This window comes from Vibrio sp. 10N.222.46.A1 (genome assembly GCF_041473595.1).
GTDB classification, from domain to species: domain Bacteria; phylum Pseudomonadota; class Gammaproteobacteria; order Enterobacterales; family Vibrionaceae; genus Vibrio; species Vibrio tasmaniensis_A.
The window spans coordinates 1-10,221 of sequence record NZ_JBFRSN010000042.1; the positions used below are offsets into that span (position 1 = coordinate 1).

Genomic DNA, 10,221 nt, shown 5'->3' on the forward strand with positions numbered 1-10,221 from the left:
ACCCAAAAAAAGCTCAAAGTGATGAGGTATCACTTTGAGCTGTTTTACTAATCTTCTAACACTAACTCTCTTTCGTATTCTTCCCGAGAAACTTCGCTGCGTTTGCAGCCGTTTAGGGTATGAAAGCGACGGCGTCCACGAGCCAGTTGAATGTACTTCAACCAAACACGCTCTAACTTGGACTTCGCCTTATGAGGGTGAGACAACACTTTGATGAAATGTTTTTCTTCTGAGTTGCTTGGCGAAAGTTCGCCAGTCTCAAGTGCAAGCATAGTGTCACCAAACAAGGTTAGGATTTCCTCTTCTGAAAGAGTAAAATCACCCGACTTAGCAAACCCTCGTGGGAATTTAATGGTGTCATAAAAACGTTTTTTTCCGTGTCGGAATTCGGTCTCAGACATATCAGCCTCAGTAATGTGGTTAGATAGAAATTAGTGTTTATTGCTCACGCGAAAATATTGTTAAAAGGCTAAAATAGGAAACAAAACGTTTTTGCCTTTACGATAAACAATCCTAGATCGGCTAGTTAGCAGATTTATTACAGAGATGTATTTTTGATGGATGTGAAAGTATTTAGAACCTTTCTTGAGGTTGCAAGGGTGCGCCACTTTGGGCGTGCAGCTGAAAACTTGTATTTAACACAAGCAGCGGTGAGTGCGCGGATTAAACAGCTTGAAGGCTATTTTGATACTCAGCTCTTCATTCGTGACCGCAATAACATCAAGCTGACCTCTTCTGGTGAGCGTTTGATTGGTTATGCTGAAGTGATGGTATCCACCTTACAACAAGCCAAATTTGAGCTGTCGTTAGAGAGTGGAAAAGCGTTGCAGTTAACACTGGGTGGCACACCGAATATCTGGGATGCGTATCTACAAAACTGCTTAAGTGTGGTGACCGACTCTTTCGGTGGCTACGGCTTTATGGCCGAGGTGATGGGTCGCGAACAGCTGAACCGTAATTTGCTAGAACGAACCTTAGACATGGCTTTTGCTTTCGATCAGATCAAAGCGGAAGAGCTGAACTGTAAAAAAGTCGCTGACTTGGTTTTGGTGTTGGTATCAACGGAGCAAGATGATCTGGAATCTGTATTCCAACATAAATACGTTTATGTCGACTGGGGAACGCGTTTTGGTTCTGAACACGCCGAGCGTCACCCCAAAGTGCCTGCGCCGTATCTACGTACCTCAACAGCTCGTATCGCTTTAGATTTTATCTTAGAGAAAGGTGGCAGTGCGTATTTACCTGTTTCTATGGTTGAACCTTTTATCGAGTCGGGTCAATTGCACAAGGTCAAAGGGGTTGAAGACTGGTATCGCCCAATTTACCTGAGCTACCGTAAAAGCAGTACTTCGGTTGATGCGATCATTCAGGTTGAGAAGTTGGTTAATGAAATTGACCCATCGACTGCCTACACGTTGCAACAAGCCGCTGAACAAACACCAGAGTAACAGCTGTTTCTGTAACCAATATGCTTTGTTGACTAAATAAAAATGGCTCCTAACTAGTTATATAGTTGGGAGCCATTTTTGTTTTTAAACCAGAGATGATTTTCTTTTCCAAATCAGAGATAACCCTAACTCGGATAAAACCGTTTAAGCCTGGTATGCGTAACCTTTTTTAAAAGCCCTATCACTTCAAAGCACTATTCTTCGAAAATTCTAGAGATTCATTAGATTCTCGATAGACTCTTCAAGAGAGTGTGACATGTAAGAATGGATTTGATTGCCATCCGTTGCGTCAATCTCAATCTTAGAAATCCCCTTATCCGCTTCGTCTTCAAGAAAGCTTAGAGACTGTTCGACTGATTGACTGGTGAGAACCTGTTGGTTTGATAAAACAATACGACATGTGTGAAGAACCATAGCCTTTTCCTTATTATTCGATAGGTCTCTGCATCTTAATGTGCTGAGTACCGTTCGTTGACGTTGTGAGAATAATCCTTTCTCAAGGTTAAATTTAGTCGAATTGAGCGAAAAGAAAACCCTTTTTTGTGATTTATCTAACCTTCAGTTCCGAAAATGGCTAGCGACAATAACAGTTCACGGTAAACTTTTAGTTATTGGAGCACAGTATGGCTAATGAGAAGGACAGAGTATGTCTAAGAATATTCATCACAACAGCGCGTTAACGAGTGAGCAGTGCCATTTGGCTCGATATGCGCGAGATGTTCGCTTTGATGGGATGTTTTTCACAGCGGTGAAAACCACCGGGATTTTTTGTCGCCCTATTTGCCCTGCAAGTCCACCCAAAGAAGAAAATGTCGAATACTTTTCTCATCAAGCTCAGGCTTTGAAAGCGGGTTATCGCCCATGCTTACGTTGCCGACCAGACAGCGCGCCTTTTTCTCCGGCTTGGAAAGGTGTTGAAACTACCTTTCTGCGAGCTATGCAATTAATCGACAACGGTGCGCTGAATTCGGGGTCGATTGTCGACCTTGCCACTCGACTAGGCATCTCAGATCGTTATTTACGAACCTTGTTCGACAATTACATCGGGGTGTCACCGAAGCAATATAGCCTTTATAGCCAATTGATGTTTGCCAAGCAGTTACTGCATACCAGCAGCATGAGCATTACCGATGTCGGTTTTGCGAGTGGTTTTAACAGCACGCGCCGCTTCAATGATGCCTTTCAAAAAGAGCTTCAGCTTTCGCCAAGTCAAATACGAAGAGCTAAGCCAAGTAACAATCTAAGTAATCATATCCAACTCAGTTTCCATGGCCCGTTGGACTGGGATCATTTGCTGGGCTTTTATCGACGACGAATGATCGAAGGCTTAGAAGAGGTGGGCGACGGTTATTACCAACGCACAGTGAACGTGAACGGCTCGAAGGGCTGGTTCAAGGCCACTTTAGCCAAAGAGAGCAGTTTGGATATTGAGTTTGAGTTGGATGATATGAGCCAATTAAGAAGTTTGATCGCCAATATTCGACGTATGTTCGACCTTGATGTTGATATCAGCAAAGTTGAAGATTTCTTTAGCACCATTGATCCCAACTTGGTGGCTAAGAGTGGTATTCGTATCCCTGGTGTGTGGAGTGCTTGGGAAGCCGGAGTAAGAGCGATTCTCGGGCAGCAAGTCTCGGTAACAGCGGCCATTGGTCAGCTCAACTTGTTGGTGCGAAAGCTCTCAGGTTCATATCAGGTGTTTGATTCACAAGAGCAAGCTAATTCACAAGAGTGCTCTGACTTACAACAAATTGCTGATTCATCAGAGAAAGCGTATTTCCCTACACCTAAACAAATAGCTGATGCTGATGTGAGCTTTCTAAGGATGCCGGGAAGTCGTAAGGAAACCTTAAAGCGTTTTGCCCAATACATGGTCGATAACGAAGCTGAGCATCCTTCTAAGTGGATTGATCTCAAAGGTATTGGTCCTTGGACGATTCAATATGCGCTGCTGCGCGGGCTCAGTGAACCTAACCACTTGCTAGTAGGCGATTTGGTGGTGAAGAAATTCATCGAGCATCGCCCTACCATTAATACAGAGAGTGTTTCGCCTTGGGGAAGTTACGCCACGTTCCATTGTTGGAATCAGTCTTAAACGATGTTTCAAGTGGAATAGAGATACCTATCTGATATAGAAGCAATGAATAAACATCGGAATTACCAAGCTAGGAGAGATTATGACTAACCGTTTTACTTATTATCAAAGTCCACTAGGAACCGTGACGTTACAGGCGAACGATGAAGGGCTGCTCGGCCTTTGGTTTGAAACTCACACTACCAAGCCCGAACAGTTAGGTGTTCAAGATGATAGCTTTCCGATCTTTGCGTTGGCTATCAAACAGCTCAATCGCTATTTTGCTGGTGAAGCTATCCAGTTTTCTGTGCCGATCGCAGCCAAGGGCACTCCGTTTCAGCAGTCGGTTTGGCAAGCGCTGATGACCATTCCTTATGGAGAAACATGGAGCTATGCTCAATTAGCTGATGCGATTGGTAACCCAAAAGCGGTGCGTGCAGTGGGTTTGGCGAATGGCAAAAATCCGGTGTCTGTGATTGTGCCGTGTCATCGTGTGATAGGTAAAAATGGAAAGCTGACGGGTTATGCGGGGGGGGTAGAGCGTAAACAGCGTTTGTTAGTGATTGAGGGAAGAAAGTAAGTAAGCTTAGAAAGCTACTGAGCTAGCAACTTGAAACGCTGTTCTATCGGTTAAGGTTGAAGGTTTGTACGACTCAGGAGGAACATTAAGAGATCCCAGCGTGACTCTGCAATAAAAACGTGACTTTGCAATAAATTCGCTACTTTCTGGAAAATAATGATTTGGTTGCATATTATTTAGCCATGATTTTTAGGCAAGGATGCCCAAATGAATAACCATCATTTTCTGATAATAGCTTTCACTAGTGTGTTATTGCTGACCGGTTGTTTAACTGATACTAGTCGCCCCTTTGAAGTACCGCAGCTTGTTTTGTTCAAAGGGATGTATGAGAACGCGGACGATAACAGCTATCTACTTTTTGAGTCAGGACAAATGACCTATCAAACAATCGGTAACACGGTCACTAGAACTTATCGTATTGAAAATGATTTGATTAACATCGAGTTGAATTCAGGAAATAGCCGAGTGGATTCTGGGTTGATGATGCGCATTCAACAAGAAGGAGCGGTGTTAACCTGCAACCAGTGTCCAGCAGTGCAGTTAAGCAACGTCTGGACACGTGTTGATAAGCCTTTAGTTGATATGCATTAGGCTAGAACATATCACCGTTCAGCCATAGGTGAGCGGCGATACTGACCCCATAACCAATCATGATTACTGGCATCCATTTTAAGTGGCCAAAGAAGGTGTATTTTCCATGCGCCGCCCCCATCAATGCAACACCAGCGGCACTACCAATAGACAATAAGCTGCCGCCAACGCCTGCGGTTAGGGTGATCAGTAGCCAGTTGCCCATCGACATTTGGGGTTCCATGGATAACACGGCAAACATCACCGGAATGTTATCGACAATAGCCGATAAGATCCCCACCATGACGTTGGCCCAAATTGGATCCCACTGGCTATACATCACGCCCGAAGCTAATTCCAAGTAACCAAGTAGACTCAAGCCACCGACACACATTACCACGCCGTAGAAGAACAAAAGCGTGTCCCATTCGGCATGAGAAACTCTTCGAAATACATCGAACGGCACAACAGAACCGAGTCGCTTCAGGGCGCCTTCATCGTTATTGGCGATCGCCACTGCCTTTTTCTTGGCGAGTGAGTTGGGCAAAGTCTTGCGTAAGTAATAGCCAAAGAACTGCAGATAGGCGAGCCCCATCATCATACCCATTACTGGAGGGAAGTGGAGTACGGCATGGAAAGCAACAGCGGTCGCTATTGTCATAATAAACAAGAATACGATGCGCCTCGCACCACGTTTTAATTCAACGTGTTGATGGACTGTGTCGGGCTGAGTGGTGGGTACAAAGTAAGACATGATCAACGCAGGGACGAGGTAATTCATCACCGAAGGAATAAACAAAGGAATGAACTCACTAAAGCTCACATAACCAGCCTGCCACACCATGAGTGTTGTGATGTCTCCGAATGGACTGAATGCACCGCCAGCATTGGCGGCTATCACGATATTCACGCAGGCTAGGTTGACGAATTTAGGATTAGAACCTGCCACTTTAAGAACCACAGCGCACATCAATAGAGCTGTCGTGAGGTTGTCTGCGATCGGTGAGATAAAGAAGGCCAGAATACCGGTTATCCAGAACAAAGAGCGAAAGTTAAAGCCTTTGCCTACCATCCACGCTTGCAGCGCATCAAACAGTCTCCTCTCTTCCATGGCGCTAATGTATGTCATGGCGACGAGTAGAAAGAGTAATAGCTCGGCATATTCCAGCAGGTTGTGTTCGAGCGCTTGTTTGGCGACTTCAACAAGGTTGTGTTCTTGGTAGGTAAAACCAATGATTATCCAGATTAGGCCCGCTGCAAGTAGAACTGGCTTGGATTTTCGGAGTTTTAGGTATTCTTCCATCATCACCACGATGTAGGCGACAACGAAAATGGTCAGCGATAGGTAGCCAGCAAATGAACTGGTTAGTTTGAGCGGCTCTCCCAACTGAGAAGTGGCAGCGCCTGCTACCGTAGAAAAAAATAATAAAGAGAGAACAGCAGAAAGCTGGATACCTAACATGGATTACGCTCCGAAGTTAATAAGTTATTAACACGGGTAAAAGCGTAGACCTAAATAACCCTGTTCAGTGTGATAGATATCTTAATAATTCAATAGATTATATAGAAAACAGTAGATTGGGTGAAAACGTGAGATCACGATGAAAGATTTTTTTGAACTTTCTATTCGAAGCCTGATTATTGTGGCGATTATGTGCGTTTTTGATTGCGGTGTTGAAGCTAGGTTTGTTTAGTTTTGTATGAGAAATATTCTAATTTTTTTAGCGTATACCTCTACTTTAAAATTTGAATCACAGTTTTATATGTTGCTTTGGTTCTTTTATTTAAACCGATGCACTATTTGATTTTGGTCATTAACCTTTTGCTCATTAGTTTGCACTATCTATACGTGTTATGTTCCACATAAACGAGATGTATAGAGGTCCTTATGACTAATCCAACCAAAACCGATCGTAAAGTCACGATCGGCAGCTATATCGCACTCGCGTTCGCGATTGTGTTCTTTTCAGGCTTAATGCAGTCCAATGAATGGTATGGAGTGCTCGATTTTACGACGCTCAACGGTTCATTTGGTAAGGTCGCTTACGATGTGAGTGAGTCGGCTGATGGTATCCAAGCGGCAACGACGTCACTGCGTGGTAAAGGCGGTAGTGGTGCGCGCGACGGTTTCATTTTTGCATTGACACTTATTCCGACCGTGATGTTTGCATTGGGCATGATTAACGTACTTGAGCACTACGGTGCACTGGACGCGGCTCGTAAACTACTAACTCCACTACTTCGTCCTTTAATGGGTATTCCGGGCAACTCAGGCTTGGCACTGATTGCTTCTCTGCAAAGTACCGATGCGGGTGCTGCGATGACACGTCAGCTCAAAGATGAAGGGCATTTGACTAAGCGTGAAACCGATGTGTTCACCATGTTCCAGTTTACTGCGGGTGCGGCGATCGTTAACTTTTTCTCTTCAGGTGCGGTGTTGTTCACTCTAACGGCGATGGATGGTTCTTTGGCAGTGACATCGTCAATTGGTCTTGCTGTTGCGGTGATGTTTATCTTCAAGTTTGTTGGTGCGAACTTATTCCGCCTTTACCTCAATATTACTGAAGGTAAAGAAGACAAAACAAAATCAGACAAAGAACAAAAACTGGAAGAGGAAGTAGCATAATGAGCGAAGTTAAAGCAAAGAAACCAATGGTTACTGATATTTTCGTTGAAGGTGCTAAGAAAGGCTGGGTTATTGCGACAACCTCTACAGTACCTAATGTTCTGATGGCGTTTGTGATTATTAAGGCGTTGCAGATTACTGGTGCACTGGATCTGATGGGTAGTGTGTTTGCACCTATCATGGCGGTATTTGGTTTACCGGGCGAAGCGGCAGCAGTATTGATTGGCGCGTGGATGTCGATGGGTGGTGCAGTCGGTGTGGTTATCACGCTATTTGACCAAGGCATTTTGAACGGCAACCATATTGCTATTTTGGCGCCAGCTATCTACTTGATGGGTTCTCAGGTGCAATATATGGGACGCATCATGGGACCAATTGGTACTGAAGGTCGTTATATCCCTGTGATGATCGCGATTTCAGTATTGAATGCGTTTGGTGCTATGTTTTTGATGAACATTATTTTGTAACGTGGCTTTGAACGATTAGCTACTATTTGAACGATCAGTTACTAATAGCTTTTCGATGTTGAAAAAAGAAACCCCGTTTGGCTTTCACCAAACGGGGTTTATTCTTTTTCGTAGCCATCCTGCTACTGACGTTGTTACTTATTTTTTAATAAGGTCACGTATGCTCCTTGCATCGTTCCTTGATTTGGCTAAATCCTTTAACCTATCCAATCCATCGCCTTCCTAGCGGTGTCCATGCTAACTCATCATCCTGACAAGTGACTCTATCCTAGAGTAAAACTTCCTTGCTGATCACTCATCCTAAGCCATCAAATCTTCATCCTGAAGATACCTAATCCGTTAGGCTTTTCCTGTTCTTGCCAACTCCCTGTCGACATGAGTATTAAACACTTTGGAGGCTTTATTCGCAATTAGCCTTAGGAAATAAATATCCTCGTTAACTAAAATAAATATGCGTGGATTCATATAAAACAAGGGGTTGGGTTTGTAATTTTACTTTTTTCTGCGAAGCTTGACTGTGATCTCTTACGTTCGGTGTGAGAGATCTCTTACAAATTTTCGGGCGCGAATATCATTCGTTGTCGAACTCATCCGTCGATAGGTGAGCGAAATACGCTCAACAAACTCAAAGTAATAGGAAAATATAATGGTTACAGCACTTTACGCAGCCTTGCTGACGGTCGTAATGATTTGGTTGGCGATAGAAGTCATTAAGCAAAGACGAATCAATCTGGTTGCTCATGCAGATGGCGGTGTTGAGTCGCTACAGATAGCACGTTCCGCACAAAGTAATGCAATGGATTACATCCCAATTACGGTTATTTTGATGGGCTTTTTGGAGATGAATGGTGCCAGTGTGTGGCTTATTCATGCCATTGGTGTTGCATTTATTCTGGGGCGTGTGATTCATGCAAAAGGTATTCTGGCAAAAAACTTAAAGGGTAGAAAAGTGGGCATGGTGTTGACGCTTATCTGCATGATCTCTTTGATTGTCCTAAACTTAGCTTACCTACCTTTTGATAAAATGTTCTAGGGAGCATTATGGCATTGCGCCTTCCCCCTGCTTGGGCGATTGTCCTTGCAGGTCTCATACTGAACGTCATGGCTATTGTCATGTCGAGCTTGGTGCTCGACAAAATTGAAGCGGAAAAATCGGAATACAACGATCGTAAATACGGTAATGTGTACTCAATACAACTGGCCTGGAATACGATCGAAACCTTAGAGCGCAAGCGTGAAGCCATTCTGATCCACCTAGATAAACCCTCAACAGAAACCGCTCAACCTGCCACCATCCTCGATGAAGCGCTGCGCGGCCAACTCCGGAGTTGGGTGAGTGAGGAGGTGCCAGCCATCTCGTTGGCTAATTTACCCAAGCTTATGATGCTGATAAACAGTGCTCAAGAAGCCCAACGAGCACGAATTGATGACTACTATTTGGATAATCTGACCTTGGTTGAATTAATCCAAAGGCTCGATGAAAAAATGGCTTTCTACAAGAATATTGCCCTGTTTCTTCAGGTGTTTGGTTTAGCACTTATCTTAGCTCGCGACCTCGCTAGAAGGCCTTAGTATCTATTTATCTACCACTTACTTAGCTACCTAGTTATCTACCCATCGACTGGTATCGCTAGCGAGACTCACTTGGCAGGTTAGGGTGCTGCTGGCCTTGGTACTTCTGTAATTGTTCTTTTAGCCCTTTAAACGTGCTCAGTGCACTATCAATCGATAATTTGTTCATTAACCAATTTGGCAGGATGCCACCTGCGTTCGCGTAAGCGGTATAGGTGATATAGGTATTACCATTGGTGAGCGGTTGCAGAGTCCATAAGGCATCTACATCATAAATTCGAATGTACCCCGACTCTTTCGCCAAATAATCAGACGCATCCTTGATCGACAAGACAAACTGCCCATCCTCGATGCTATATTTTGAGTAGGTCACCATATCGCGATCTCTGGCAGGCCAAGGCGCTTTGAACTGGGTATAGACGATATTTTCATCCTCAGATATCTGCATCAAAACACGACTTTCCGATACGTTATCTATCCAGTTTGGCACGTTCGCGCTGTCTTCCAATAACAGCAAAAAACCAGAATAAGTGGTGGGCGTTTGCATTTGTGCTCGTATTTCTACCAAGCCTTCAGTGTGAGGTCTCTTATCAATGATGATGCCATCTTCACTTTTTACGAACTGCCATGGAGCAGCGTAAGTCAGTGTTGATAAAGCATAGAGTCCGATTGCTAAAATCCTAGGTAATATCATTATTCTTCCATGAAAAGAAAAGCTTATCTTTAGGAGTATAGAATAAAAATGGTTTTGATTCGTGCTGAAATCGCACTGATTTCTCTCTGGTTTGAGCGTTACATCGCTGTTTATCTTGGTGTTATCAATAATTGGCTGCTTATTTGTATTTGAGCCGTGAAAATAAAAACGGAAGCGTTCGGTTTCTTCC

General features: G+C 43.9%; 12 protein-coding genes. 8 read left to right on the forward strand and 4 right to left on the reverse strand.

Going from position 1 to position 10,221, the window contains the following annotated elements; genetic code table 11:
• Window positions 1–47: 47 nt before the first annotated feature.
• Window positions 48–401: a DUF413 domain-containing protein gene (locus AB4496_RS01825; RefSeq protein WP_017097795.1), complete on the reverse strand. Its 354-nt coding sequence runs from the start codon at window positions 399–401 to the stop codon at window positions 48–50.
• Window positions 402–557: 156 nt separating this feature from the next.
• Here AB4496_RS01825 and AB4496_RS01830 point away from each other — a divergent pair, with 156 nt between their 5' ends.
• On the forward strand, window positions 558–1,448 hold the full coding sequence (locus AB4496_RS01830) for a LysR family transcriptional regulator (protein ID WP_029222811.1): 891 nt from the start codon (window positions 558–560) through the stop codon (window positions 1,446–1,448).
• 210 nt (window positions 1,449–1,658) lie between these two features.
• On the opposite strand, the gene AB4496_RS01835 is transcribed toward AB4496_RS01830, so the two are convergent.
• Window positions 1,659–1,862 (reverse strand): hypothetical protein, encoded by a 204-nt coding sequence (locus tag AB4496_RS01835; RefSeq protein WP_012601212.1) that lies wholly within the window; start codon window positions 1,860–1,862, stop codon window positions 1,659–1,661.
• A 232-nt stretch (window positions 1,863–2,094) separates the two neighbouring features.
• Between AB4496_RS01835 and AB4496_RS01840 the strand changes: the two genes are divergently transcribed.
• From AB4496_RS01840 to AB4496_RS01850, 3 genes are all read left to right on the forward strand, one after another.
• Window positions 2,095–3,543, forward strand: coding sequence for an AlkA N-terminal domain-containing protein (locus AB4496_RS01840; protein ID WP_017097793.1), 1,449 nt, complete (start codon window positions 2,095–2,097; stop codon window positions 3,541–3,543).
• A gap of 82 nt (window positions 3,544–3,625) precedes the next feature.
• Window positions 3,626–4,102: a methylated-DNA--[protein]-cysteine S-methyltransferase gene (locus AB4496_RS01845; RefSeq protein ID WP_102257675.1), complete on the forward strand. Its 477-nt coding sequence runs from the start codon at window positions 3,626–3,628 to the stop codon at window positions 4,100–4,102.
• Window positions 4,103–4,309: 207 nt separating this feature from the next.
• On the forward strand, window positions 4,310–4,693 hold the full coding sequence (locus AB4496_RS01850) for a hypothetical protein (protein WP_102257674.1): 384 nt from the start codon (window positions 4,310–4,312) through the stop codon (window positions 4,691–4,693).
• Between the two features lies 1 nt (window position 4,694).
• Here the strand turns inward: AB4496_RS01850 and nhaD are convergent, their stop codons facing one another.
• Window positions 4,695–6,134 (reverse strand): sodium:proton antiporter NhaD, encoded by a 1,440-nt coding sequence (gene nhaD, locus AB4496_RS01855; protein ID WP_012601208.1) that lies wholly within the window; start codon window positions 6,132–6,134, stop codon window positions 4,695–4,697.
• A gap of 426 nt (window positions 6,135–6,560) precedes the next feature.
• Between nhaD and AB4496_RS01860 the strand changes: the two genes are divergently transcribed.
• From AB4496_RS01860 to AB4496_RS01875, 4 genes are all read left to right on the forward strand, one after another.
• Window positions 6,561–7,298, forward strand: coding sequence for a nucleoside recognition domain-containing protein (locus AB4496_RS01860; RefSeq protein ID WP_009846112.1), 738 nt, complete (start codon window positions 6,561–6,563; stop codon window positions 7,296–7,298).
• Entirely contained in the window at window positions 7,298–7,765 is a 468-nt protein-coding gene (locus tag AB4496_RS01865) for a YjiG family protein (RefSeq protein ID WP_004737023.1), read from the forward strand. Before AB4496_RS01860 ends, AB4496_RS01865 begins: the two co-directional genes overlap by 1 nt.
• A 646-nt stretch (window positions 7,766–8,411) precedes the next feature.
• The gene (locus tag AB4496_RS01870; RefSeq protein WP_009846114.1) at window positions 8,412–8,798 is read left to right on the forward strand and encodes an MAPEG family protein; all 387 of its coding nucleotides are present in this window, start codon (window positions 8,412–8,414) and stop codon (window positions 8,796–8,798) included.
• A gap of 8 nt (window positions 8,799–8,806) precedes the next feature.
• The gene (locus tag AB4496_RS01875; protein ID WP_009846115.1) at window positions 8,807–9,337 is read left to right on the forward strand and encodes a hypothetical protein; all 531 of its coding nucleotides are present in this window, start codon (window positions 8,807–8,809) and stop codon (window positions 9,335–9,337) included.
• A 58-nt stretch (window positions 9,338–9,395) separates the two neighbouring features.
• Here the strand turns inward: AB4496_RS01875 and AB4496_RS01880 are convergent, their stop codons facing one another.
• The gene (locus tag AB4496_RS01880; protein ID WP_012601207.1) at window positions 9,396–10,031 is read right to left on the reverse strand and encodes an START domain-containing protein; all 636 of its coding nucleotides are present in this window, start codon (window positions 10,029–10,031) and stop codon (window positions 9,396–9,398) included.
• Window positions 10,032–10,221 lie beyond the last annotated feature (190 nt).

Excerpts from the sequence above, each read along its gene's own strand:
- AB4496_RS01825 (WP_017097795.1), bottom strand. The coding sequence starts at position 401 with ATGTCTGAGACCGAATTCCGACACGGAAAAAAACGTTTTTATGACACC.
- AB4496_RS01830 (WP_029222811.1), top strand. The coding sequence starts at position 558 with ATGGATGTGAAAGTATTTAGAACCTTTCTTGAGGTTGCAAGGGTGCGC.
- AB4496_RS01835 (WP_012601212.1), bottom strand. The coding sequence starts at position 1,862 with ATGGTTCTTCACACATGTCGTATTGTTTTATCAAACCAACAGGTTCTC.
- AB4496_RS01840 (WP_017097793.1), top strand. The coding sequence starts at position 2,095 with ATGTCTAAGAATATTCATCACAACAGCGCGTTAACGAGTGAGCAGTGC.
- AB4496_RS01845 (WP_102257675.1), top strand. The coding sequence starts at position 3,626 with ATGACTAACCGTTTTACTTATTATCAAAGTCCACTAGGAACCGTGACG.
- AB4496_RS01850 (WP_102257674.1), top strand. The coding sequence starts at position 4,310 with ATGAATAACCATCATTTTCTGATAATAGCTTTCACTAGTGTGTTATTG.
- nhaD (WP_012601208.1), bottom strand. The coding sequence starts at position 6,134 with ATGTTAGGTATCCAGCTTTCTGCTGTTCTCTCTTTATTATTTTTTTCT.
- AB4496_RS01860 (WP_009846112.1), top strand. The coding sequence starts at position 6,561 with ATGACTAATCCAACCAAAACCGATCGTAAAGTCACGATCGGCAGCTAT.
- AB4496_RS01865 (WP_004737023.1), top strand. The coding sequence starts at position 7,298 with ATGAGCGAAGTTAAAGCAAAGAAACCAATGGTTACTGATATTTTCGTT.
- AB4496_RS01870 (WP_009846114.1), top strand. The coding sequence starts at position 8,412 with ATGGTTACAGCACTTTACGCAGCCTTGCTGACGGTCGTAATGATTTGG.
- AB4496_RS01875 (WP_009846115.1), top strand. The coding sequence starts at position 8,807 with ATGGCATTGCGCCTTCCCCCTGCTTGGGCGATTGTCCTTGCAGGTCTC.
- AB4496_RS01880 (WP_012601207.1), bottom strand. The coding sequence starts at position 10,031 with ATGATATTACCTAGGATTTTAGCAATCGGACTCTATGCTTTATCAACA.